Genomic DNA, 25,019 nt, shown 5'->3' on the forward strand with positions numbered 1-25,019 from the left:
GCCGCAGCCGGCGACGACGACGTCGGCGGGCCGCCTCCCGAGAGGCGACCCGCCGGCGTCGTTGCTTCTTCTGGCGCTACTTGGAGCCGAGGAAGATCGGGTTCGTCAGCGCGGCCATCGGCCCGAGCGGGAGGTTCGGGCCCATCTCGGTGCCGCTGCCCGAGGTGCCGTCGCCCTTCGGGTGGCGGACCTCGACGCGGAGGTAGGCGGCCAGCTGCGGCGTCGTGACCCAGGTGACCGTACCCTGGCCCGAGGCGGGGAGCGTCACCTGCTGCGTCTGGCCCTCGTCGGTGATGAAGCGGACCACGCCGTTGGGGACCCCGCCGACCTTTGCCGTCACCGTGACCGGGGCGTCCGGGGCCACATCGAGGCGTTCGCCGATGCCTGCGGTCTTTCCGCCTGACTTCACGGTGAGGTCGAGGGTGATGTCCGCCGACTGCGCGATCCACGAGCGCCCGCTGCGGATCCCCTCCAGGATCGCGTCGTGCGAGAGTGCCGCGGCGTTGACCACGTTGTGCGGCCAGCCGATGACCTGCGGGGAGCTGTGCGCGTCGCTGTTGCCCATGGCCGGCAGCCAGCGGCCGTTGGTCCGGACGGAGTGGACGAGCATCGAGTCCCACGTGCTGATCGACATCTCGTCGTCGTGGGTCCAGGGGCCCGTCCAGACCTCGACGGCGTCGGCGTCGTCGTAGCCGAACTTCCACCGGCACGCGACGTAGGGGCAGTACGGGTGGGCCGGGACCACGAGCCCGCCCCGGGAGTGGATGAGCTGGGCGGCGTCCTCGAAGCCCTTGTCTCGGGCGCGGTAGCGCCAGTCGATCCAGTCCCCGGGCGGCAGCCCGAGCGCGAGGTAGTGGCCGTTGCGGGTGGTGACCTCCTCGCCGGTCAGGATGAGGAGGTCATTGCCGGCGAGCGGGCCCCACACCCCGTGGGAGGCGGGCGTGTTGTGGTCAGTGGAGATCATGAAGTCGAGCCGGGCGGCCCGGGCGCCGGCGGCCACCTCGTCCGGGGTCCGCTTGCCGTCCGAGTAGACGGTGTGCAGGTGGGCGTCGCCACGGTACCAGCCCGCGCCCTTGCCGGCCACAGCCTGCGCCGGGTACTTCGGCTGGAAGGGAGCGCCGTCCGGGCCGTAGTCGAGGGTGACGGTGACCGAGTAGTCGAGTCCGGCCTCGGCGACCTGGTACGGCCCGAGGGCGATGTTCCAGGTGCCCTTGCCGATCGGTCCGGGCAGGTAGCCAGGTGTGGCCTCTTCGGCGCTGATGAAGAACTCGGTCCGGAAGCCGCCGGACCAGCCGCGGAAGCCCTTGCCCTGGAGGCGCGTGCCCTGCTCATCGAAGATGCCGATGTCGCAGGAGTTGGAGAGCAGGCCCGGGGCCACCGCGGGCTTGCTGTAGGTGTAGGAGACGCTGATCTTGTTCACGCCCGCGGGGACTTCCACGGGCAGGTAGACGAAGTCGGCCGCGCCCGGATCCAGGTGGCCGGTGATCGTCTTGGTCTTCTGCGTTCCGCTGTCCGCGGCCGCGAAGCTCATGGGTGCCAGGGTCAGAGCCGCGCCGGTGAGCGCGGCCGCCAGGAAGCCCCGGCGTGAGGGGGACAGGAGGGCAGGGGTGTCGCCGCTGTGGGCCTTGCAGGGAGATGTCACCCGCGACATCGTGGTGGCCGCTACTTAACGGTAGGCAACGCTGGGAGGGCCGGGGCCTGAACGCCGTGGGTGGATAGTCTGGCCCCATGAACACCACGCCCGCCCTGAGTCCGATGCCTCGGACGCTCGAGGTCGAGTCGCTCGAGCACTTCGACGAGGTGGCGGCCCACGCGGACGGGACGATGGCCGGGTGGCACGTTCAGTCCGTGGACCTGACGGAGCGCTCCGCCGTGCTGAAGTCCCTCGACCCGTCCGGCGCCATGTTCCTCGGCTGCCTCCTCCAGGAGGGGATGGAGCAGTCCCTCCGCGTACGGGGTGCGCTCGTGTTCCCCATCATCCCCGGCCTGCCGTTCGACCCCTACCGGCCCACCCTCTACACCGGCCCTGAACTCTATGCGGGGGTCGAGGCGCGTCCCTATGAGCAGACCCCCGACGCCCTCATCTACGCCTGGACCAAGCGGCAGGGGCCATCGGGCGTCGAGTCGGCGATCAGCGTGGCCCTCCACGACCACCACATCGGGGAGGCGCTCCACGACACCCTCGAGGGGCCCTTCGCGGGACGGAGCATCGTCGGCGTCATGGGAGGCCATGCCGCCGGGCGCGGCACCGACGCGTATGACGACGCCGCGCGCCTCGGGCGCGGGATCGCGGCGGCCGGGCACGTGGTCGCCACCGGAGGCGGTCCGGGGGCGATGGAGGCGGCGAACCTCGGGGCCTACCTGTCGGCGTTCCGGGAGCGGGACTTCCAAGCGGCGCTGCGGGAGATCGCCGTCGTGCCCGGGTTCCGCCCGTCGGTGAGTGCATGGGCGCGGGCGGCGCTCGCGGTGCTGGGCCGGTTCCCGGGCGGCACCGAGAATCTCGGCGTGCCCACGTGGTTCTACGGACACGAGCCGCCGAACATGTTCGCGACGCACATCGCGAAGTACTTCGCGAACTCGGTACGGGAGGCGGTGCTGCTCGAGAAGTGCACCGGCGGGGTGGTGTTCCTCCCCGGCGCCGCGGGCACCGTCCAGGAGGTGTTCCAGGACGCGTGCGAGAACTACTACGGCGCCCCCGAGACGATCACCCCGATGGTGCTCGTGGGCGCGAGGTACTGGACGGAGCAGCTCCCGGCATGGCCGCTGCTGAAGGGCCTCGCCGAGGGGCGGGGGATGGCCAGCCGCCTCCGCCTTGTCGACTCGGTCGAGGAGGCCGTCGCGGTCCTCGGGTGACCCCACCCGGCGTTGAGGGGTCACTTCCCAAACGGTGAGGGGTCACCTCCCTGCCCGCACGCCGCCTCGCGCACGAGGGAAGTGACCCCTCACCCAGGATCCCGGGTGAGGGGTCACATCCCTGCGTTGAGGGGTCACTTCCCTGCGGTGAGGGGTCACTTCCTTGCCGTCGAAAAGGGTCAGTCGATCTCGCGGCGCGTGCCCTCGGACGTGGACATCACGGCCACGAGCGCCAGGCCCAGGATCGCGATCCAGAAGGCCGCCACCGGCCACAGCGCGCCGCCTGCGGCGAGGATGAGGCCCGTGATGATCATCGGGGTGAAGCCTGCGCCCAGCATCGACGCCGTGTGGTAGGCCAGCGAGGCGCCGGTGTAGCGGTGGCGCGTGGGGAACTGCTCGGCCACGTAAGCCGCGATCGGTCCGTACAGCACGCCCTGCACGAGGCCGTTGCCGATGAAGATCGCGAGGCCGAAACCCCAGAGGGTGCCGTTGGTCATGAGCAGGATCGTCGGGTACGCCGCGACGATGCCGAGGAGCGCGCCGAAGCCGAGCACGCGGCGTCGTCCGAGCCGGTCCGAGAGGCGCGCCGAGACGAAGCACATGATGAGCGTCAGGACGGCGGCACCGGCCTTGATGTTGAGGACGCCGTTCTTGTCGGCACCGGCTTCGACGGCCACAGAGACCCCCCACACGGTCGTCATGGCCTGGCAGACGTAGAACGCGGTCGTGGCGGCAAGGCCCAGCAGCACGGCTCGCTTGGAGTGCCGCAGCACGTCCACGATCGGCACGCGGCGCTTCTCGCTCGCGGCCTGGAGGCGCTGGAAGGCCGGAGTCTCCGAGACCTTGAGGCGGATCACGAGGCCCACAGCGATCAGGAGCGCCGAGAGCAGGAAGGGAACACGCCAGCCCCACACGAGGAACTGGCTGCCTGAGAGGGCCGCGAAGAGCGAGAGGGCCAGCGTGCCGAGGATGGCACCGGCGGGGCCGCCGGCGTTGGCGAAGGACGCCGCGAAGCCGCGGTGCTTCGTGGGGGCGTGCTCAATGGCCATGAGAGCTGCGCCGCCCCACTCGCCGCCCACCGCGACGCCCTGGAGGAGGCGAAGCAGCACGAGCGTGACGGGAGCGGCCATGCCGATCTGCGCCGTGGTCGGCAGGAGGCCGATCGCAATGGTGCCCGCGCCCATGACGACCATGGAGAGCACAAGCATCTTCTTGCGGCCAATCAGGTCGCCGAAGTGGCCGAAGACGAGGCCGCCGAGGGGGCGGGCCACGTAGCCGACCGCGAGCGTGACGAACGAGGCGAACAGGGCGAAGCCCGGGCCGAGGTTGGCGAAGAACACCTTGTCGAACACGAGCGACGCGGCAGTCGCGTACAGCATGAAGTCGTAGTACTCGATCGCGCTGCCGGCGAAGGACGAGGCCAGGATGCGGCGCATGTCCTTCGTGTTGAGCGTCTCGGCGTGCGCGGTCTGCTGGGCTGGCATGGTCTTTGACGTGGTCACAGTGCGGTCCTTTTCCAATGGTGGACTCAGGCGGGGCGGCTGTCAGCGCTGACGGCCGAAGGGGATGACATCAAGGTCGCGGGGGAGCACGAAGCGGCCCGTGAAGTTCTCGGCGGCTTCGGCCCAGACCGAGTCGGGCGCGTGGCCCGGGACGAGGTGGTGCAGGGCCAGGGTGGCGGCGCCTGCCGCCTCGGCGGCCTTGGCCGCCTCGCGGACGCTCGTGTGGGACTTGTAGTGGTGGTCCCGGGCGGCGCGCGAGGCTTCGTCGGTCTTGCTCGCGTAGAGGGATTCGACCCAGTCGAAGTCGATGGCCTCGTGCAGGAGCAGGTCGGTGCCCTGGGCGAGGGTGATGAGGTTGGGCGTGTAGCACGTGTCGCCGGAGATCGTCACGGAGCCCTCGGCGGTGTCGAAGCGGAAGGCGAACGCCGGGGCGACGGGCGGGTGCTCGACGAGGATCGCGGTCACGGTCACGAGCTCGTCGCGGTAGACCTCGAACGGGTCCATCTCGGGGGTCTGGTTGTCGTTGGGGTGGTAGCCGATTCCCGCGGGGATCTCGATGTCCTCGGCGCGGAACACGTCCAGCGGGCTGGGCTTGAGCGAGTCGAGGATGCGGTCGTTGAGGTCGGTGGCGTGTGCGGCCATGAGCGTCTCGAACATCTCGCGGGTGCCGGGGGTGAGGCTCTGCGGCGCGAGGGGCTCGGGACGCACGACGGCGCGGGGGGACACCGGGGGCAGCTCGCCGCGGTTGCCAGGTCCGATGATCCGCACGGGGTCGGTGCCGGCGCGGTCCTGCAGCGCGTAGAGGCCGAAGATGCCCAGGCCTGCGAGGTCGTAGACGTGGTCGGAGTGGAGGTGCGTGATGAAGAGGGCGCGGAGGTCCTTCAGGTCGAGGCCCGACTGGGCGATGCGGCGTCCGGCACCCTGGCCGAGGTCGACGAGGTAGAACGCGTCCCCGACCACCACGGCGGTCGCGATCCCGGTGCGTTCGCCGGAGTCGGCCGCCGCCCACCAGCGGGGGCCACCGGCGGTTCCGAGGGTGACGATGTGGGGCGCGAGATCTGCTGCCATCTTCAGCTGTGCTCCTTGTCCTGAGTGGTCCTGCAGTCCAGTGTGGTGCGGACCACAGCATTTGTATAATCAATCAATCTGTATGAATCGATAAGGAGCGCTGATGCCAGAGTTCACCCTCCGTCAGCTCGAATACTTCGTGGCCGTGCTCGACGCCGGCTCGGTCACTGACGCCGCCAGGCGCAGCAATGTCTCCCAGGCCGCGGCGTCGATGGCGATCGGCCAGCTCGAGCGGGCTCTCGGAGTCGACCTCTTCATCCGTTCGCGGTCCAAACGGCTCGTTCCCACCCAAGCGGGGGCCGCCTTGGGCGCCCGTGCCCGGCGGATCCTGGCCGACGCGGCGGAGGTCCCCGGCGCGGTGAGGTCCGGCTGGGAGGAGCTCAAGGGCAGCGTCCGGATCGGGTGCATGATCGCCATCAGTCCGCGGCTTATCCCACCGCTCCTGGCCGACATCGGCCGCAGGTGGCCGGAGATCGAGCTCTCGTTCGTCGAGGGGGCCGCCGAGGAGCTGCAGCGCGCGGTGATGGATGGCGAGCTCGACGCCGCGTTCGTCTACTCGCTCCAGACGATCCCCGGCGTCGACCCCGTGACCATCGCCGAGTCGCGGCCGCAGATCATGCTCGCCGAGTCGCATCCCCTCGCGCAGAGGAGCTCCCTCCGCTTCGCCGACCTCGCCGAGGAGGACGCCGTCCTCTTCGACGTTCCTCCGAGTGTGGAGCGCGTGCAGGCGATGTTCCAGTCCATCGGGGTCGAGCCGCGCGTGCGCTGGAAGAGCGTGGTCGCGGAGAACATCCGCGGGATCGTGTCCAGTGGCCGGGCGTATTCGGTGACCAACGTGTGGAAGGGCATGGAGGAGCATTTCGCCGCCGCCGGAGTGGTCACGGTCCCCGTCAGCGATCCGACGCCGCCCAACTACGTGGTCGCCGCCGTCCCACCGGGCCTGCGTCGGCCGCGGCGAGTGGAGGCCGTCCTCGACGCTGCCCGTTCGATCGCCACCGGCGCCCCCGACGACGTTCCCCCGGACGGCGGTCCTGTGGGACTCCCATGACCCGCCCGCGCTGAGCGGGCCTCCAGGGAAAAGGGGCGTCAGAGGTCCGGCCGGCAGGGCGCCGCGGAGATCTCGGCGAGGCCGGCACGGTCGCCGGGCCCGAGGTCGAGCTGCCCGGTGTTGCTCTCGGCCATCAGCTCCCCTGCAGCGCTCACGTGCCCCAGCCCCATCACGTGCCCGAACTCGTGCAGGACGATCGCTTCTGCGAGGGCCGCCCCGCCCGGACGGGCAAGAACCGAGCTGAGGTCCGGCGCGTCCAGGACGATGGCCCCGGTGACGAGCGCGGGCTCCGTCCCAGGCCGCTCGATGGCGGCGCTGCCGCCGAGCCCCGCCGTCTTGCCGGCGAGGCGAGGGGTCTGCTCGGGCGTCGAGAACCCGACGACGACCGGCGCCCAACGGTCCCCGTACCGCTTGGGCTGGTAGGCCGGCCGGTCGAACGACGCCGTCTCATCGGTCGGGCTGTCCCGGCGGAGCAGGAATCCGCTAGCAGCCGCGATCCGGGAGGCTGCCCGGTCCACGAGCTCGACGGCGCCCGGCGGAGCCCCCGCCGGGTTCACGGTGTAGTGGAGGGGCCTGCAGGGGGAATACCCCGCGGGGCCATCGTCGGAACGCGTCACCAGGAACGTGTGCGGACCATCCTCGCGGGGCATGGCCACCACCTGCACCGGCCTTGGGCCTTCCTCGAATCCGGGCGTCGGTCCATCGGGATGCACGCCCATCAGCGAGCCGATCGAGTCGCTGCCGATAGCCGGTGCGTGGCCCGGCAGGACCCAGCGGAGCCACAGCGAAGAGGACAGGAGCCCGGTGAGGACGGCCAGTACGACGACGGTCCTCGCCATGCCGCCGCGTCCGGCAATCAGCCTCCGCCTGCGCCTCGGGGGCTTGGCGGCTCGCACGAGGTCGCGGGGAAGGCCCCGGTCCAAGCCCGCGAGCACCCGACGGGCCTCCTCGTCGATGGCCCATTGCGGAATGTGCCCGTCACTGGCCCGCGGAAGCGGCCGGTCGTCGTCGTCCATCTGTCCCCCCTCGCCGCCGATGCACGGCGGATACGAGGGACAGCCTAGGCGAACGCGGCTTCGGCGCTGAGGCCGCACGCGGGAACAGGACGTGCAGTGCGGGCTCAGCCGCGCGGCGTCGTCCGCGGCCCGACCGGCTAGCCGAGGGAGACGCCGAACAGGTAGCCGAGCACGTACGTCACGGCGGCGGCGCCGAAGCCGATCGCGAGCTGGCGCAGCGCGCGCGTGAGCGGCGAGGCACCCGCGAGCAGCCCGACCACGGCGCCCGTGCCGAGCAGCGCGAGGCCGACGAGGGCACCCGCCACGATGAGCGCCGGGACGCCGATCATGCCGAACAGGAACGGGATGATCGGAATGATCGCCCCCGAGGCGAAGAAGCAGAAGCTCGCACCTGCGGCGCCCCAGGCGGAGCCGATGGCCTCGTGCTCGTCGGCCTCCTCCTCGATTTCGGGGTGGAGGGAGAGGCTCGGATCGCAGTCGCAGCTGAAATGCCCGAGCCGCTCGGCGGCGCGGTGCTCGGCGGCCTCCTGGCTCATCCCGCGTGCCTTGTACACGAGCACGAGCTCGTTCGCCGTGAGGTCCAAGTCCGGTGCGGCGGCGAGCGTGACCTGTGTGGGGCGCGACGCCGAGAGCAGCTCGCGCTGGGAGCGCACCGAGATGAACTCGCCCGCGCCCATCGAGAGCGCTCCTGCGAGGAGTCCGGCGACCCCGGAGAGCAGCACCACGTGGCTTGCCACGCCGGAGGCGGCCATGCCGGCCACGAGCGACAGGTTGCTCACGAGGCCGTCGTTGGCACCGAACACCGCAGCACGGAACATGCCCGAGAGGCGCGTGCGGCCGCGGATGGCAAGCCCGCGCACCACTTCCTCGTGGATGCGCTCGTCCGCCGCCATGGCCGGGGTTGCGAAGGGATCCGTCGCGTAGGGGGATCGGCTCTCGGCGCGCTGGGCCATCGCGAGGACGAACACGCTGCCGAAATGGCGGGCGAGGAACCCCAGCAGCTGGCTCCGCAGGGACGCTGGTCGGGGCTTGCCCGCGTGCTCTCCGAGCAGCGCCACCCAATGCGCCTCATGCCGGCGCTCGGCCTCGGCGAGCCCGAGGAGGATGTCCCGTTCCTCGCCCTCTCGCCGGGAGGCGAGGGCGCGGTAGATTGCAGCCTCGGCCTTCTCGTCGGCGAGGTACTGGCGCCAGCGGCGAAGGTCGGCGGGTGTGGGTTCCGGGTGTCCGGGCGAAGGGGAAAGGCTCTTCTGCATGTGTGGCTCCTGCGGCGATGGGTACGGTGCGCGGCCCCATCGCCCCGGCCACTGTAGACCTATTCGCGGCGCATTTTCGCCCGGCACACCCTCGCTCGAGAGTTAGGCGCGCCTGAATTCCGGTGCCTTCTTGGGCCTCACGTCGAGGTGCCTGCGGGTGTGAGCCGGGCATGCATGGGTCGTTTCACCGGGACGCTTCCAGAACTCTGCAAGGTGGTGTCTGGAAGGCAACAGCTGTTGTCCTTTAGGCTAAGTTGTGATGCTTCCAACAGATGCGGCGGCCGCCGCGATGGCGGTAGCCCGACGGAAAGAGGTCGCGTGAAAGCACTGCCCATCGAACCGAGCAACGCGCCGGTGGCGATCGGTTCGCGCATCCGCGCCGCCCGGCAGTCCCAGCGTATGACCATCGAGCAGGTGGCCGACGCCACCGGCCTCACCAAGGGCTTCCTCTCACGGGTCGAGCGGGACCTGACCTCACCCTCGGTTGCGTCACTCGTGACCCTGTGCCAAGTGCTCTCGATCGCCATCGGCGACCTCTTCGCCGTGCCGGAGACCTACCTCACGCGTGCCGGGGACGCCCCGCGCATCTCGCTCGGCGGCGAGGGGATCGTGGAGAGGCTCCTCACCTCCCGCTCCGAACGGCGGGTCCAGGTGCTCCAAGCGGACATCGCACCCCATGGGACGGGGGAGTCCGAGCTGTACGCGGTGGACTGCGATGTGGACGTGCTCCACGTGGTCCGAGGCCAGCTCACCCTCATCATGACCAACGAGCGCTACACCCTCCGCGCGGGGGACACGCTCACCTTCCCCGGGCGCGAGCCCCACTCCTGGGTCAACCCGTCCGCCGAGCCGACGACGGTCCTCTGGGTACTGGTGCCCGCTGCATCCCGCTGAGCCCGGGCCGCGGTGCGCCCCCTGGGTCGCAGCCCGGGTTCTCGCGGGGCTCAGCATGCCGCCGGCCCGTGCCGTCCCGCCCATGTCTCCCGGCTGAAGCCGCCGACGCGCCGGAAAGGAAGCTCCGCACCCGGAAGACGTGGGCGGGAACGTACGCTCGGTCTGCCAGCGACCCCTCAATTCTTCGGCACTCTGAGGCGCCCGGTCAGGACCGCCTCTACCTCCGAGGCGAGGCGATCAGGCTCGCGCCAGACGACCTCGGGCACGTATCGGAGCCGGGCGTACCCGAGGAGCGAGGCCGTGTTGTCCCTCGCCCGATCCCGCCGGACCGAGTCGCGGCTCGAGTGGAAGGCCACGCCGTCGATCTCGACGATCAGCCACCCTGCGACGAGGAAATCCACCCTCCCGAGGCCCGGGATCATCGCCTGGGCGACGACGGAGACGCCGAGCCGCCGGGCGAGCGCGAGGAGGATGACCCAGGCCTCGGCTTCCGGCTCGGACTCCACCAGAGTGTTCACGAGTCGGAATGCCTTGAGCGCGGGCCCCAGGCGGCGCGCCCTCAGTTCGTGCTCGATCTGCTCAGCGCTCAGTCCACGTGCCAAGGCAGAAGTGGCGATCGGCACGGACTGTGAGGCCGGCAGGCATATCAGCGCATGGATCACCGTGTCGGCGAGGGATGCGATGGGAAGTCTGGCCTGCGCCGGGAAGCGGAGCCCGCGGTGCCGGACCGCACTGCTGGGTTCATGGCCGTGGTTCGCCGCCAGATGGGGGACGGCGGGACTCATCCGCAGCCAGAGCCCGTACTCCTCTGCGGCCGAGGCGCAGGTCAGGACTGCGTTGGCCATGATGGCCTTGAAGTAGCCGGGATGGCAGCCCTCGGCGGCATAGACTCCTCGTTTCGGCTGCCGCACGCTGCTGGGGAACCGACGAAGCTCGCGCCGGGAAATGCCAGCATCCAGAAGCGCGCTCGTTCTGGCCACGCCGCCGAAGGACTGGAGGATATCGAGGGGATTCACCGTCCCAGCTGGCCACACGGGTCGGCGACGCCAGTCAGGGGGAGCGGCCCATGTGGATGACGCGCCCAGGCGGCGTCCTGTGGAGGACGACCGCCGCCTGATCGGGCCGGACGCTCCCGCCCGTTTCTGACCTCCGCCTCCGGCAGACGCGCCGGCGCGTGGGCGGTCGCCGCCTTAAAAGTGGGCAGGAGCGCACGGCGCGCCGCCGGCACCCCCAGAGGCACGCGCGCGCCAGTGAAGGGCAGCCCCAAGGCACGCCCAGCCTGGCTCAGCCGACGTGCACCCAGGGCCTCTCCGTGACCAGGGGCTCGGCCTCGCGGAGCACCTCGCGGGTTACGGGGGCAATCTCGCCCTCGCCGAAGAACAGGAACTTGGTGAGGTTCGTGACCGGGTTCCCCTCGGTCCACCGGAAGTAGATGTGGGGCATGAGCCCGGTGACGTTGCGCAGGTGCAGGAGCACGGCCGCGAGGGTGTTGGGCACGTTCGAGGAGTGCACCTCGAGGACCTTGAAGCCGTGCCGCCGGAATCCGCGGACGTCGAGCTCCTGCTCGAACTCGGAGGAGTCGTCCACCACCACCTCGATGAAGAAGATGTCGGCATCCTCCGGCAGGTGGTTGGCTGCCCGCGCGTGGTCCAGCTTGGCCCGGTACCGCTCGGAGTCGAGGCGCTTCGGCTCGTGGGCGATGAGCCTGATGGGCCCCTGCTCCACGTCGGTGAGGAACTCGAGCGCCTGCTCGTCGAGCCGGACGTGCGTGGCCCTCAGCTCGAAGGACCGGCGCACGCGCGAGGCGAACGAGACGACGATGATCCCCACGATGAACAGCGCGGCGATGCGGATGCCATCCGGCCGCTCCACCACGTTGGCTACGGTCGTGTACACGAACACGGCGCTCACGATCCCGAACGCCCACATCTTGAGGGTCTCTTTCTTGTGCCGCGCCGAAAGGGTCACGGCGACGGCGGCGGAGGTCATCAGCACGAGGACACCCGTGGCGTAGGCGCCACCCTGGGCGTCGACGCTGGCATTGAAGATCCACGTGATGAGGAAGCCGATGGCGGTGAAGACCAGGACGAGCGGCCGCACTGCCCGGGTCCAGGCCGGCGCCATGCCGTACCGCGGGAGGTACCGGGGCACGAGGTTGAGCAGGCCGGCCATCGCGGACGCCCCGGCGAACCACAGGATCGCGATGGTCGAGAGGTCGTAGACGGTCCCGAACCCGTCGCCGAAGAACTGGTGGGCGAGGTACGCGAGCGCGCGCCCGTTGGCCTTGCCGCCGTCCTCGAATTCGGCGGCGGGGATGAGCACCGTGGTGGCGAAGCTCGAGGTGATGAGGAACGCGGACATGATGAGCGCCGCCGTGGTCAGCAGGCGGTGCGTTCCGCGGATGCGGCCCGCGGGGTTCTCGTCGGTGTCGCTCGGGTCTCCCTTGACCTGCGGCATCACGGCCACACCGGTCTCGAATCCGGAGAGGCCGAGGGCGAGCTTCGGGAACACGAGGAGGGCGATGCCCACCATGATTGCCGGATTGCTGTGCTGGGTGGTGAGGGTGCTCCACCAGTCGGTCACCATCGACCCCTCGGTGGCCACGTGCACGATCGCGGTCACCACCACCACGGCGTTGAGGGCCAGGTACACGCCCACGAGCACCACGGCGACGTTGATGGCCTCCTTGAACCCGCGCAGGAAGACGATCGCAAGGGCCGCGATGAGCACGAGCGTGATCGTGATCTGCTGTCCCTGCAGTGCCGCGGGGGCGTAGGGGTTCTCGATCAGGTGGGCGCTCGCGTCGGCTGCCGAGAGGGTCATGGTGATCATGAAGTCGGTTGCGGCGAAGCCGAGGAGTGCGAGCACGAACAGTTTGCCGGTCCAGCGGCCCATGAGGCGTTCGAGCATGGCGATTGATCCCTCGCCGCGGTGGCTCTCCCGCGCCACTCTCCGGTAGACGGGAAGCGCGCCGGCGAGGGTCACGATCACGAGGATGATCGTGGCCATCGGTGCCAGCAGCCCCGCGGCGAGTGCGGCGATGGCGGGCTGGTAGCCGAGCGTGGAGAAGTAGTCGACGCCCGTGAGGCACATGACGCGCCACCAGGACGAGGGCTTGTGGTCCTCGTGGGGGACCCCGTGCGGGCCCTGCCGCTTGCCCGCCGGCTCGGGCATGCCCTCGAGGAGCCATTGGCGGAAGCCGCCGCGGGGTCGGTGGGGGTGCTTCCCCCGAGGGGAGGGCTCGGCCGGCGGCCGCGTGAGAGTGGTCATGGCTCCTGCTGTCTTCTCGTGTACAGCTTGGAGGGTAGGCCGGGGCGCGGGCGGCACCGGCCGCTTTTATGGAACCTTAACGCCGGTGTGACGCACGACGCCGCCCCGTCGCTCCCGCTTCCCGGGGTCACGATCCGCTCACGGTCACCCCAGTGAAGCCCGCCGGGTCACCGCTATATCTCTTTTCGATGGAGTTATCCTCTCGGCCCTATCGTGCCCCTTCCCCTGGTGGGACCGTGAGGAGGCGGGCAATCCCGCGATCCACCACGCCCCATCTATCGCACACACCGCACACACCCCAGGGACCAGTCATGACAACCACCGTCGTCTCCCCCCGACTCACGGCGCTCTCCTGCGCCGCACTCGCGCTCGGCCTGGCGCTCACTGGCTGCGGCTCGCCAGCCGCTCCGAATGCCGAGGCCAGCTCGCAGTCCGTCACCATGTCGCCTTCCGCGACAACGGCGTCGCCGTCCTCCGCATCGACGGCCTCCTCGACCTCGACGACCGCTCCGGCCGCCGACCTCGCAACCTTCGCGTTCACGAGCCAGAAGCTGTCCCTGCGCTATCCCAAGGCCTGGACGGTGAACCCCTCGTCCCACCCCGCCCAAGGGGGTGCGGTCGAGTCGGCGGCGTTCACGGACCCGTCGGGCAAGCTGCTCTTCACCGTGATCCTCAATTTCACGGGCTACGACGTCGGCACGCCGGTGCAGCGCACCGTCATCGAGTCGGGGCCTCTCCCCGGGCTTGCCAGCGGCGCGTGGACCCCGCCCTTGCAGTACGCGTTCTTTGCCGAGGTTCCGACGGGTGGGCCGGGCGCGACGGGTGCCGCTGGCGGCGCGGCGACCGCAGGAGCGATCTGCACGCTCAAGGTGGTCAACGAAGTGCCGCCGGATGGCCCCGGCACCCTGCGCGGGCTGCCTCCCCAGGGCCCGCCGCAGCCCGGCGTGCCCCCGACCGGCCCGTCCCAGTACGGCCCTGGCTGGAATGGCCCGTACTTCCTCTCCGTGGAGCTCGGGCCGCAGGTCGAAACGTGCGGGACGGCGGACGCCGCCCGGTCCTGGTGGGCTTCGCCGGAGGGCCAGCAGATCAAGGCGGCGGTGACGAGCCTCGCGGCAGGCTAGGGCGCGGGGGCACCTTCACGGCCACTGTTCACGTGGTGCTGCGCATGCGAGAGTGGTGCCCGGGCGTGCAGCACCCGTGAGCGCCCAGGGGGACGGCATTGATGCACCCAGCACCAGGTCCTAGGCGCCTGCGGCGTGCAGCGGGCCACACTGTCGTGGCGCTGCTCGCCGCGGGCGCTCTCGCCGCCTGCTCGGCCGCTGCGCCGGCGGATGAAGCGCAGCCGGAGCGGACGACGTCGGGCGCGGCCCCGCCGTCGTCCGCGGCAACCGGTTCCAGAGCACCGACGGCAACGGCGCCGGCCGCCCTGAAGATCCACCGGTTCACGACCCACACCCTCTCGTTCCGCTATCCGGCGGAATGGTCTGTCGGAGCCGAGGTGGTCCCGATGGGCGTGCAGGGCGTCCAGCGCGAGACCGCGACGGTCCGGGACCCCTCGGGCCGCGTGGTCCTGTCCGTGTTCGTGAACTGGTCGCCGCAGGATGTGGGGACGGCCGTCACGCGGGCGGTGCTCGACGCCGAGGCCATCCCGGGGCTCGGGTCGGCCGCCGTCAGCCCCGGCTACTACGCGTTCTACGCCGAGACGGCCGAGGGGAGCGGTGCGGTGTCCTACGCCATGACGATCACGCCCGGGCGCCCGGTCGACGGCCCGGGGCAGAGCAGGGGAGGCCCCTCGGATGCCGTGGTGCGCATCGGGGACCAGTATGCGGTCGCCGCGGACGTGAGCCCCGAGATCATGCAGTTCCCGCACCCCGTGGATGCGCGCACGTGGCTCGCGTCCGAGGAGGCGCAGAAGCTCAAGACGATCCTCCTGAGCCTGACCGTGTTCTGAGGCCGGGGCACCATCAGGTAAACAGGGGGTGCATGTGAGGCAACTTTTCCTGTAGTGTGGGTCACAGACAGCCCACACCTACGGAGGTCACCTTGCACGAGCTGCGCATCGAGGAGAACGGCAACCTCGGCCCCATCGATTCCTCGCGGATCCCGCGCTTCGCGGGGGCCGCGACCTACGCACGTCTGCCCCGCCTGGACCAGGTGGAGCGCGCGGACGTGAAGGTCGTCGGGGTCCCGTTCGACGCCGGTGTGTCCTACCGCCCCGGAGCCCGCTTCGGTGCGAACCACGTCCGCGAGGCCAGCCGGCTGCTGCGCCCCTACAACCCGGCCCTAGACGCCTCGCCGTTCGCGAACGCCCAGGTCGCAGACGCGGGGGACATGGCGGTGAACCCCTTCAACATCCACGAGGCCATCGAGACCATCCAGCAGAACGCGCTGGACCTCACGGCCGACGGCGCGCGCCTCCTCTCGATCGGCGGTGACCACACCATCGCCCTGCCGCTGCTCCGCGCGGCATCTGAGCGGGCAGGCGGCCCGGTGGCGCTGCTGCACTTCGACGCGCACCTGGACACGTGGGACACGTACTTCGGGGCCGAGTACACGCACGGCACCCCGTTCCGCCGCGCCTTCGAGGAGGGCATCCTCGACACGGACGCGCTCTCGCACGTTGGCACCCGCGGACCCCTCTACGGCAAGAGGGACCTCGAGGATGACCGCCGCTTCGGCTTCGGCATCGTGACCTCCTCGGACGTCTACTACCAGGGCGTGCGGGAGACTGTCGCGAAGCTGCGCGACCGCATCGGCACCCGGCCGCTCTACATCTCGGTGGACATCGACGTCCTCGACCCCGCGCACGCCCCGGGCACGGGAACGCCCGAGGCCGGCGGCATCACGAGCCGAGAGCTCCTCGAGATCCTCCGCGGGCTCCGCGGCGCGAACATCGTCGGCGCCGACGTTGTGGAGGTCTCCCCGGCCTACGACCACGCCGAGATCACCGGGGTTGCCGCGAGCCACGTCGCCTACGACCTCGTCACCCTCATGAGCGAGCTGCCCACCGCGCGCAGCGGGCGTGAGGACGCGGCGCGCACGACGGCGGGTGCCCAGTGAGCACGCCCGAGTCGCCATGGTCGGGGGACGCCGCAGCGGCGGGTGCCCAGACCGCCGTCGGACGTCCTGAGGCGCACCTGCGCAACGGCGGCGACCTCGTCGTCGAGACGCTCGAGGCCCTCGGCGCGAGGACCGTCTTCGGGATCCCAGGCCAGCACGCGCTCGGACTGTTCGACGCGATGGGCCGCGGGAACCTGCACTTCGTCTCGAGCCGGGTCGAGAACAACTCCGCCTTCGCCGCCGACGGCTACTCCCGGGCAACAGGGGAGGTCGGCGTCCTGTTCCTCTCCACGGGACCGGGCGCGCTGACCTCGCTCGCCGGCCTGCAGGAGGCGTACGCCACGGGTGTGCCGATGGTCGTGATCGCGAGCCAGATCCCCCTCGAGGGCCTCGGTGCACGGCGCAAGGGCATGCTCCACCAGCTCGACGACCAAAAGGCCTCCGCGGCGAACGTCACGAAGAGCCAGCGGCTCATCCAGCACGCCTCCGGCATTCCGAGCGCCATCCAGGACGCCTGGACGGACGCGATCTCCTCGCCGCAGGGGCCCGTGTGGGTGGAGATCCCGCAGAACGTGCTGCTGGAGCCCATCATGGTGCCCCCGGTCGAGGACGCGCTGGCCCAGGCTGCGGACAATCCGCCGCGTGTGGAGCTCGTGCGCGAGGCGGTGAAGTGGCTGCGCGACGCGAGGCGTCCCGCGATCATCGCCGGCGGCGGCACGCGCCGCGGCCGCGCAGAGAAGGCGCTCCTCCACCTCGCCGAGCAGCTGCGCGCCCCCGTGATCTGCACCCCCGGCGGCAACGGCGCGTTCCCGTGGGAGCACCCGCTCTCGCTGCAGTCCTGGATCGAGGACCGGCATATGACCGACCTCCTCGAGGACGCCGACGTGCTCGTGGTCATCGGGTCCTCGCTCGGCGAGGTCACCTCGAACTACTTCACCTTCGAGCCCCGCGGGCGGATCATCCAGATCGATGCCGAGCCGCGCGTCCTGGAGTCCAACAGGCCAGGCCTCGGCATCCGCGCCGACGCCGGGCAGGCGCTGGATGCGCTCAACGACGCCCTCGATGCCGCCCTCGCAGCGCAGGACGGCAGGCCCGCGCCGGACTGGCACGGCTCCTCGGCCGAGCAGACCGTGGCCGACGCGCTGCGGAAGGTCCGCGAACGGCTCGCCTCGCAGGATCTCGGCAAGGAGCTCGCGTTCATGGCGGACATCCGCGCCGCAGTGCCGGACGACATGCAGACCTTCTGGGACATGACCATCTCGGCGTACTGGGCGTGGAGCTGCTGGGACTCGCGGCAAGGCCAGTTCCACTCGGCCCAGGGTGCTGGCGGCCTCGGCTTCGGCTTCCCGGCCGCGATCGGCGGGGCCGTGGGGCTTGCGACCATGGGAAGGCCCTCGCGCGTGCTGGCCGTCTCCGGCGATGGCTCGGCCATGTACTCGATCTCCGAGCTCGCCACGGCGAAGCAGCACAACGTGCCGGTCACGTGGCTCATCGTGGACGACGGCGGGTACGGGATCCTCCGCGAGTACATGGTGGGCGCCTTCGGGAAGGCGACTGCGACCGAGCTCGCCCGCCCGGACTTCGTGGCGCTGGCCGAGGCCTTCGGCGTTCCGGCACGCCGCGTAGCCCCGGAGGATGTCCGGGAGGCGCTCGAGGAGAGCTTCGCCGCGGACGGGCCCAACGTCGTCGTGGTCGAGACGCTCCTGAAGATGTTCGCCCCGACCCACCTGGAGTAGGGACGTTCCTCCCGGGGGTTTGGCCCCCTCCGGGGTGGCGCGGCCGTCCGTCCCCGGAGGGCGTGGCGTTCGTCGGGGACATGACCGTCCCTCGAGTGCATGACCGTCGGACGGAGGCGACGGTCATTCCGCACCGCGACGGCCTCGCCCGGCAGCGAGCGTGAATCGCGCACGACGACGGCGCCCCGGCCTCTGTTGCCAAGGTCACCTAACGGATTAGTTTGCACAAGCAACTACTAGCTGTATAGTTGTTGCAAGCAATCAATTCAAGGGGGGCCATGCCTGTCGATCCCGGCACCGCACGCGAACTCATCCATGGCGTCTTCGACCTGCAGCGGGTGATCCGCTGCCTCTCCGCCACCGAGCTGAAGCACGGTGATCTGGGGGTCGCCTCCCAGGGCGTGCTGCGCATGATCGCCGAGCACGGCGGCCGCGCGGTCGACCTCGCGGGGCAGCTCGGCGTGAGCGCCCCGGTCCTCAGCCGGCACCTCGCCGAGCTCGAGGGGCTCGGCTTCGTCGCCCGCCACAGGGACCCCGACGACAGGCGAGCCCAGCGGGTCGCCCTCACGGACGCCGGCGCGACGGTGCTGAAGGAGATCGAGGAGCACCGTATCGGCCGGCTCCAGAGCTACCTGGCCGGCTGGGATGAGGAGCAGGCAGGCCAGGCGGTCCTCGCGATCGGCCAGCTCTCCGACGCCCTCCGCGTGGGCGCGTGTCGCATGCGCCCCGCCCCCGCGCCGGATCCCGCAGCAGCATCAGACCCTGCGCCGCCCCCAAGCGATGAATCACCCCAGAACCCCGCGCGCCACCACGGCGCCACCACCACCCCGCAGACCACCCCGATACAGGAGGAAGCCCTTGCAGCCCGCTGAGGCCGCGGCTCCGCAGATGAGCCACAAACAGATCCTGGAGGCCCTCACCGGCCTCCTTGCAGCATTCTTCACGGCGATCCTGTCCTCGACGATCGTCGCGAACGCGCTGCCCACCATCATGGCGGACCTCAAGGGCACCCAGACCGACTTCGCCTGGGTCATCACGGCGGCCCTCCTCGCGAACGCCGTCACCACCCCCATCTGGGGCAAGCTCTCGGACCTGTTCGACAAGAAGTTCCTCACCCAGCTGAACATCGTGGTGTTCGTGGCAGGCTCGGTCCTGGCCGGGTTCGCGCAGAACATCCCGTGGCTCATCGGCGCCCGCGTCATCCAGGGCGTGGCGATGGGCGGCCTCACGGCAATGGCCATGGCGATCATCGGCACGATGATCCCGCCCCGCGACCGGGGCAAGTACAACGGCTACATGGGCGCGGTCATGGCGGTCGGCACGGCCGGCGGCCCGCTCCTGGGCGGCTTCATCGTGGACTCGCCGCTGGGCTGGCGCTGGACGTTCTTCGTGTGCGTCCCGCTCGCCGTCGTGGCGCTGATCCTCATCCAGGTCACGCTGAAGATCAAGCACGTCAAGCGCGTGGCGAAGATCGACTGGCTCGGCTCGATCCTGCTCACCGCCTCCGTCTCCACGCTCCTCATCTGGGTCTCGTTCGCCGGCAAGGCGGACTACTACGACTGGTGGAGCTGGCAGACCGCCGCGATGGTGGGCGGTTCGGTCCTGGGCCTGATCCTCCTCGTCATCGTCGAGTCGCGGGTCGCGATGCCGATCATCCCGCTCAAGATCGTCGCCAACCGGACCACGGCTCTGAGCATCGTGGCGTCCGGCGCGGTCGGTGTGGCGATGTTCGCCTCGTCCTCCTACCTCGGCCAGTACTTCCAGGTGGCCCGCGGTGCGACCCCAACAGAGGCCGGGCTCCTGACCCTGCCGATGATCGCGGGCAACTTCCTCGGATCGGTCGTCTCGGGCCAGCTCATTTCCCGCTACGGCAAGTGGAAGCGGTTCCTGATCCTCGGCGCGGTCCTGACCATCGTGGGCCTGGGCATGCTCGGCACGATCGACCACTCCACCGACCTGTTGCTCGCGGGCGTGTACACGTTCGTGCTCGGCACGGGCCTCGGCATGACCATGCAGAACCTCGTGCTCGGCGTGCAGAACACGGTCCGCGCCTCTGACATCGGGACGGCCAGCTCCACTGTCGCGTTCTTCCGCTCGGTCTTCGGCGCGATCGGGGTCTCGGTGCTCGGCGCCGTCCTGAGCAACCGCTCGAGCGACCTCGTGGTGCAGGGCCTCGCCGACCACGGCATCAAGGCCCCCGCGGGGTCGGCCGGCGGCAGCATGGACCTCAAGGACATGCCGGCTCCGATTGCGGACATCGTCCGCGGCGCGTTCGGCGATGCGACGGCAGAGGTGTTCCTCATCGCCGCGGTGATCGCGGTGGCGTCGCTGCTGGCGGTCCTGTTCATCAAGGAGGTCCCACTGCGCCGCACGGTGGACATCGTCAAGCCCGCCCAGGAGGCGGCCGGCGCGGCTCCCGTTGCTGCGGCTCCTGCCGCTGTGGCGGCTCCCGTGGCCCAGCTCGCCGCGGAGCCTCCCGCGCACGACGGCGCGTCCTCGCCTGAGGCGAGCGGCTCGCCGTCGTCCGCTCCGAGTCAGGCAGCGCTGCGCCACGCGGCGATCCGCGAGGCCCTCGCCGGCCCTGAGCACGGTTCCGAGCTGGACAGCGAGCTCCAGCTGCTGCTGGCGGACGCCGAGTCCCGGCAGGCAGCCGCGCCGGTCGAGGCGCCCAGCCTCGCCGTCCTCCAGGAGACGCAGCGGCTCCTGGCCGCGCAGCAGGTCCAGCTGGGCCAGCTGTTCTCCCGGGTCGCCGACCAGCTCGAGGTGCAGCAGCGGATCGCCGCGGAGCAGAGCCGGACGGCCAAGGCCCAGGCTGAGACGGCCGCGGGACTCGCCGCGATCCAGGCCGAGCTCGCGGCGGAGCGGGAACTCCAGAAGGAGGCGGCGCTGTACCTCGCGACGCGCGGCCGCCACACCGCGAGCTGACTCCGGCGGGCGCCCCGGCGGCGCCCCGCCGGAACGACTGAGCGCACCTTCCGGGAGCCTGCGGACACAGCGTGTCCGCAGGCTCCCGATTAGTCCTCAAGACTGATGCCGCCCGCGGGGGCCCGGGCCTACGCTTGACACGGCCCTCCGGCATCCCGGGGGCCCAGGACGAAGGACTTCGATGCTCCTCACACTCATCAGGCGCTACAGCGCCCGCTACTGGCCATGGATCCTCGCCGTGGTCGTCTTCCAACTCGCCACCACCATCGCGACGCTGTACCTGCCGAGCATCAACGCCCAGATCATCGACCAGGGCGTCGCCAAGGGCGACACGGACTACATCTGGCGCCAGGGCGGCCTTATGCTCGGCATCGCCCTCCTCCAGGTGGCCACCGCGATCGCCGCCGTCTACTTCGGCTCGAAGACCGCGATGGCGTTCGGCCGGGACCTGCGCCAGGGCGTGTTCCGCAAGGTCACCTCGTTCTCCGCGCAGGACCTCCAGCGCTTCGGCGCCCCCACGCTCATCACGCGCGGCACCAATGACGTCCAGCAGGTCCAGATGGTCATGCTCATGGGCCTGAACTTCATGGTCTCCGCGCCCATCATGTGCGTGGGCGGCATCATCATGGCCCTCAACGAGGACGCCGGGCTCTCGTGGCTCGTCTGGGTCTCGGTGGGCGTGCTGTTCGCTGTGGTCGGCTTCCTCGTGTACCTGCTCATGCCGCTGTTCCGGAAGATGCAGGGCCGGATCGACAGCATCAACGGCGTGCTGCGCGAGCAGATCATCGGCATCCGCGTGGTCCGCGCGTTCGTGCGGGAGCACTTCGAAGAGGAGCGCTTCGCCGAGGCGAACAGGTCCCTCACGGACATCTCGCTGAAGGTCGGGCAGATCTTCGTGCTCATGTTCCCGATCATCATGCTCCTGCTGCAGGCCGCCACCGCCGCCGTGCTGTTCTTCGGCGGCCACCGCGTGGACAGCGGCGACATGCAGATCGGCTCCCTGACCGCCTTCATGCAGTACCTCCTGCAGATCCTCATGGCCGTCATGATGGGCACCTTCATGGCGATGATGATCCCGCGCGCGTCCGTGTGTGCCGACCGCATCGGCGAGGTGTTCGCGGCCGAGGACTCGATGCACGATACGGACCAGCCCGTGGTTCCCGAGAGGTCCGAGGGCGTCGTGGAGTTCCGCAACGTCTCCTTCGCCTACCCGGGCGCGGAGGAGCCGGTGCTCACCGGCATTTCGTTCACCGCGCGGCCTGGGCAGACGGTCGCGATCGTCGGCTCGACCGGGTCGGGCAAGACGACGCTGCTCAATCTCGTCCCGCGCCTCTACGATGCCGCGGAGGGCGAGGTGCTGCTCGACGGCGTGCCGGTCGCCCGGATGCCCCGGAGCGAGATCACCTCGCGCGTGTCCATGGTGCCCCAGCGCCCCTACCTGTTCTCCGGGACCGTGGCGCACAACCTCCGTTTCGGAGACGAGTCCGCGTCCGACTCCCGGCTGTGGCAGGCCCTCGAGGTCGCCCAGGGCGCCGAGTTCGTCCGCGCCAAGGAGGAGGGACTGGAATCGCCCATCTCGCAGGGCGGGACGAACGTCTCGGGCGGCCAGCGGCAGCGCCTCTGCATCGCGCGGGCCGTCGTCGCCGATCCGAAGGTGTACCTGTTCGATGATTCGTTCTCCGCACTCGATGTCGAGACCGAGGCGCGGCTCCGCCGCGCCCTCCGGGAGCACACGCGCGAGGCGACCGTGATCGTCGTCGCCCAGCGCGTCTCCACGATCATGGGCGCCGACCAGATCCTGGTCCTCGACGACGGCAAGATCGTGGACCGCGGCACCCATGCCGAACTCCTCGAGACCTCGCCGACCTACCAGGAGATCGTCCAGTCGCAGATCAGCGCCGAAGAGGTCGCCAGCGCCGCGGGCGCGGGAACGGGGGAGACGGCATGAGCCGGGACAAGGCACAGGCGGCGGACAAGGCACAGGCGGCGGACAAGGCACACGCACCCGCGGCTCCGGACGAGGAGGCCGAGGAGACCGAGACGCCCCGCTCGGGCGGCGGGTTCGGGCAGCAGATGCCTGCCCGGAAGGCGAAGAACTTCCGCGCGAGCGCGGTGCGGCTCGCCGGGCTGATCCGGCCCGAGATGGGCTGGATGGCTGTGGTCGTCGCGTTCATCATCGTCTCGGTGGTCCTGTCCGTGATCGCCCCGAAGATCATGGGCCGCGCGATGGACATCATCTTCGCGGGCGTGATCGGCAAGCAGATGCCGGCCGGCGTCACGAAGGACCAGGTCATCGCGGGCCTGCGCGCCCAGGGCCAGAACAACTTCGCGGACATGCTCTCGGCCATGAACCTCGTGCCCGGGCAGGGCATCGACTTCAACGAGCTGACGTTCATCATCGCCGTCATCCTCGTCATGTACTCCGTGGCGAGCCTGTTCATGTGGGCCCAGGGCTTCATCCTCAACCGCGTGGTCATGCGGGTCGTCTACGGTCTCCGGCGCGAGGTGGAGGAGAAGCTCAACCGGCTCCCTCTCGGCTACTTCGACACACGCCAGCGCGGGGACCTGCTCTCCCGGGTCACCAACGACGTGGACAACGTCCAGCAGGCCCTCCAGCAGGCGTTCTCCCAGCTGCTGTCCTCGATCCTGCAGGTGCTCGGCATCATCGTCATGATGTTCATCGTCTCGTGGGAGCTTGCCCTCATCGCGCTCGTCGCGCTGCCCCTCTCCGCGCTGGTGACCGGCGTGATCGGCGCCCGGAGCCAGAAGCTCTTCCAGGCGCAGTGGCGGGACACGGGCATCCTGAACGGTCACATCGAGGAGTCCTTCTCCGGGCACGAGCTCGCGATCCTCTTCGGCCGCCGTGAGGAGATGGTGGACGGCTTCGACCGCAAGAACGAGGAGCTCTACAAGGCCTCGTTCGGCGCCCAGTTCGTCTCGGGCATGATGTTCCCGATCATGAACTGGATCAGCTACCTGGCCTACGTGGGCATCGCGGTCGTCGGCGGGCTCCGCGTCGCCGGCGGCCAGATGACCCTCGGCGACGCGACCGCGTTCATCCAGTACTCGCGGCAGTTCACCCAGCCGCTGGGCCAGATTGCCGGCATGGCCAACATGCTCCAGTCCGGCGTCGCCTCTGCCGAGCGCGTGTTCGAGCTATTGGACGCCGACGAGCAGGAGCCCGAGACCGCCACGTCACACCTGCCGGCGGTCACGGACGGCCACGTTGACTTCGAGCATGTGACGTTCTCCTACTCCGAGGACAAGCCGCTCATCGAGGACCTGTCGCTCACGGCGGAGCCAGGCCAGACGGTCGCGATCGTGGGCCCGACCGGCGCCGGCAAGACGACGCTGGTGAACCTCGTGATGCGGTTCTACGAGATCCAGTCCGGGCGGATCCTCCTGGACGGCGTGGACATCCGCGACCTGTCGCGCGCCGAGCTGCGCTCGAAGGTGGGAATGGTCCTCCAGGACGCGTGGCTGTTCGGCGGGACGATCTACGACAACATCCGCTACGGCAACCTCGATGCGACCGAGGAGGAGGTCATGGCCGCGGCCAAGGCCACCTACGTGGACCGCTTTGTCCGCTCGCTCCCGGACGGCTACCAGACCGTCATCGACGAGGAGGGAACGAACATCGCCGCCGGCGAGAAGCAGCTCATCACCATCGCACGGGCGTTCGTCTCCAACCCCTCCCTGCTGATCCTCGACGAGGCGACCTCGTCCGTGGACACCCGGACCGAGCTGCTGGTGCAGAAGGCGATGGCCGCGCTGCGGACGGACCGGACCTCGTTCGTGATCGCCCACCGGCTTTCCACGATCCGGGACGCCGACACCATCCTGGTCATGGAGAACGGCCGGATCGTCGAGCAGGGCCAGCACGGCGACCTCCTCGAACGCGGCGGCGCCTACCACCGGCTCTACATGAGCCAGTTCGCGGGAGGCATCGACTTCGAGGCGGAGGAGGCGGCGGCCTCCGCCGGCGCGGCACCTCGCACCTAGGCCGCGGCCCTCGACGCGCTAGGGGGCCGCCACTCACCCTCCGTCGGAGCTATCCCTCGGGGGCGAGCTCCACGCGGATGCCGTCCAAGGCGGCGTCGTGCTCGATCTGGCACGAGAGGCGCGAGCCGCACTCGCGGAACCCCTCGGCGTCGGCCAAGAGCTCGGCCTCGTCCTCGCTGCGGTCGCCGAGCCCCGCGGCGACGGGCTCCTCGAGGAACACGTGGCACGTCGCGCACGAGGCGGTGCCCCCGCACGAGGCCAGGACTGGCAGGTCGTTGTCCCGGAGGACCTCCATGAGGGTCTGGTCCTCATCCCAGATCAGGGAGTGCTGGGTGCCGTCGCGGTCGACGGCGGTAATGGTCGTGGGCATGTCAGTGGCCTTTCGGTGTGTT

General features: G+C 70.2%; 19 protein-coding genes. 11 read left to right on the forward strand and 8 right to left on the reverse strand.

Features of this window, described 5'->3' with window-relative positions:
• Nucleotides 1-76: 76 nt before the first annotated feature.
• On the reverse strand, nucleotides 77-1,642 hold the full coding sequence (locus IE231_RS15685) for a CehA/McbA family metallohydrolase (protein ID WP_201896864.1): 1,566 nt from the start codon (nucleotides 1,640-1,642) through the stop codon (nucleotides 77-79).
• Between the two features lie 86 nt (nucleotides 1,643-1,728).
• Here IE231_RS15685 and IE231_RS15690 point away from each other — a divergent pair, with 86 nt between their 5' ends.
• Nucleotides 1,729-2,853 (forward strand): LOG family protein, encoded by a 1,125-nt coding sequence (locus IE231_RS15690; RefSeq protein WP_189694934.1) that lies wholly within the window; start codon nucleotides 1,729-1,731, stop codon nucleotides 2,851-2,853.
• Nucleotides 2,854-3,032: 179 nt separating this feature from the next.
• Here IE231_RS15690 and IE231_RS15695 read toward each other — a convergent pair whose 3' ends face one another.
• Nucleotides 3,033-4,355, reverse strand: a complete 1,323-nt coding sequence (locus IE231_RS15695; RefSeq protein ID WP_229867226.1) for an MFS transporter — start codon at nucleotides 4,353-4,355, stop codon at nucleotides 3,033-3,035.
• A 42-nt stretch (nucleotides 4,356-4,397) separates the two neighbouring features.
• Nucleotides 4,398-5,423 (reverse strand): MBL fold metallo-hydrolase, encoded by a 1,026-nt coding sequence (locus IE231_RS15700; protein ID WP_189694935.1) that lies wholly within the window; start codon nucleotides 5,421-5,423, stop codon nucleotides 4,398-4,400.
• Between the two features lie 103 nt (nucleotides 5,424-5,526).
• Here IE231_RS15700 and IE231_RS15705 point away from each other — a divergent pair, with 103 nt between their 5' ends.
• On the forward strand, nucleotides 5,527-6,471 hold the full coding sequence (locus tag IE231_RS15705; RefSeq protein WP_189694936.1) for a LysR family transcriptional regulator: 945 nt from the start codon (nucleotides 5,527-5,529) through the stop codon (nucleotides 6,469-6,471).
• 38 nt (nucleotides 6,472-6,509) lie between these two features.
• On the opposite strand, the gene IE231_RS15710 is transcribed toward IE231_RS15705, so the two are convergent.
• Nucleotides 6,510-7,487, reverse strand: a complete 978-nt coding sequence (locus tag IE231_RS15710) for a zinc metalloprotease (protein WP_189694937.1) — start codon at nucleotides 7,485-7,487, stop codon at nucleotides 6,510-6,512.
• A gap of 137 nt (nucleotides 7,488-7,624) precedes the next feature.
• Nucleotides 7,625-8,740: a VIT1/CCC1 transporter family protein gene (locus IE231_RS15715; protein ID WP_189694938.1), complete on the reverse strand. Its 1,116-nt coding sequence runs from the start codon at nucleotides 8,738-8,740 to the stop codon at nucleotides 7,625-7,627.
• Nucleotides 8,741-9,058: 318 nt separating this feature from the next.
• Here IE231_RS15715 and IE231_RS15720 point away from each other — a divergent pair, with 318 nt between their 5' ends.
• Complete coding sequence (locus tag IE231_RS15720) at nucleotides 9,059-9,634, forward strand: cupin domain-containing protein (protein WP_189694939.1); 576 nt, start codon at nucleotides 9,059-9,061, stop codon at nucleotides 9,632-9,634.
• A 176-nt stretch (nucleotides 9,635-9,810) separates the two neighbouring features.
• Here the strand turns inward: IE231_RS15720 and IE231_RS15725 are convergent, their stop codons facing one another.
• Together IE231_RS15725 and IE231_RS15730 are read right to left on the reverse strand one after the other, a co-directional pair.
• Complete coding sequence (locus IE231_RS15725) at nucleotides 9,811-10,650, reverse strand: endonuclease domain-containing protein (protein WP_189694940.1); 840 nt, start codon at nucleotides 10,648-10,650, stop codon at nucleotides 9,811-9,813.
• Between the two features lie 268 nt (nucleotides 10,651-10,918).
• Nucleotides 10,919-12,904 carry an APC family permease gene (locus IE231_RS15730; RefSeq protein WP_189694941.1) on the reverse strand — a complete coding sequence of 662 codons (1,986 nt, stop codon included), beginning with the start codon at nucleotides 12,902-12,904 and terminating at the stop codon, nucleotides 10,919-10,921.
• Nucleotides 12,905-13,215: 311 nt separating this feature from the next.
• Between IE231_RS15730 and IE231_RS15735 the strand changes: the two genes are divergently transcribed.
• The 8 genes from IE231_RS15735 (at nucleotide 13,216) to IE231_RS15770 (ending at nucleotide 24,627) form a co-directional block, all read left to right on the forward strand.
• The gene (locus IE231_RS15735; protein ID WP_189694942.1) at nucleotides 13,216-14,025 is read left to right on the forward strand and encodes a hypothetical protein; all 810 of its coding nucleotides are present in this window, start codon (nucleotides 13,216-13,218) and stop codon (nucleotides 14,023-14,025) included.
• A gap of 155 nt (nucleotides 14,026-14,180) precedes the next feature.
• Nucleotides 14,181-14,855: a hypothetical protein gene (locus IE231_RS15740; RefSeq protein WP_189694943.1), complete on the forward strand. Its 675-nt coding sequence runs from the start codon at nucleotides 14,181-14,183 to the stop codon at nucleotides 14,853-14,855.
• A gap of 92 nt (nucleotides 14,856-14,947) precedes the next feature.
• Nucleotides 14,948-15,964 (forward strand): agmatinase, encoded by a 1,017-nt coding sequence (gene speB / locus IE231_RS15745; RefSeq protein WP_189694944.1) that lies wholly within the window; start codon nucleotides 14,948-14,950, stop codon nucleotides 15,962-15,964.
• A gap of 77 nt (nucleotides 15,965-16,041) precedes the next feature.
• Nucleotides 16,042-17,700, forward strand: a complete 1,659-nt coding sequence (locus tag IE231_RS15750; protein WP_189694991.1) for a thiamine pyrophosphate-binding protein — start codon at nucleotides 16,042-16,044, stop codon at nucleotides 17,698-17,700.
• 278 nt (nucleotides 17,701-17,978) lie between these two features.
• The gene (locus tag IE231_RS15755) at nucleotides 17,979-18,572 is read left to right on the forward strand and encodes a MarR family winged helix-turn-helix transcriptional regulator (protein ID WP_189694945.1); all 594 of its coding nucleotides are present in this window, start codon (nucleotides 17,979-17,981) and stop codon (nucleotides 18,570-18,572) included.
• 16 nt (nucleotides 18,573-18,588) lie between these two features.
• Nucleotides 18,589-20,625 carry an MDR family MFS transporter gene (locus IE231_RS15760; protein WP_189694946.1) on the forward strand — a complete coding sequence of 679 codons (2,037 nt, stop codon included), beginning with the start codon at nucleotides 18,589-18,591 and terminating at the stop codon, nucleotides 20,623-20,625.
• A gap of 181 nt (nucleotides 20,626-20,806) precedes the next feature.
• A complete protein-coding gene (locus IE231_RS15765) occupies nucleotides 20,807-22,573 on the forward strand; it encodes an ABC transporter ATP-binding protein (protein ID WP_189694947.1) in 1,767 nt (588 codons plus the stop codon).
• A complete protein-coding gene (locus IE231_RS15770; protein ID WP_189694948.1) occupies nucleotides 22,570-24,627 on the forward strand; it encodes an ABC transporter ATP-binding protein in 2,058 nt (685 codons plus the stop codon). The genes IE231_RS15765 and IE231_RS15770 overlap by 4 nt, the downstream gene beginning before the upstream one ends.
• Nucleotides 24,628-24,676: 49 nt before the next feature.
• Here the strand turns inward: IE231_RS15770 and IE231_RS15775 are convergent, their stop codons facing one another.
• The gene (locus tag IE231_RS15775) at nucleotides 24,677-24,997 is read right to left on the reverse strand and encodes a 2Fe-2S iron-sulfur cluster-binding protein (protein ID WP_189694949.1); all 321 of its coding nucleotides are present in this window, start codon (nucleotides 24,995-24,997) and stop codon (nucleotides 24,677-24,679) included.
• Nucleotides 24,998-25,019: the final 22 nt, after the last annotated feature.

This window comes from Sinomonas cellulolyticus (genome assembly GCF_014656475.1).
GTDB classification, from domain to species: Bacteria; Actinomycetota; Actinomycetes; order Actinomycetales; family Micrococcaceae; genus Sinomonas; species Sinomonas cellulolyticus.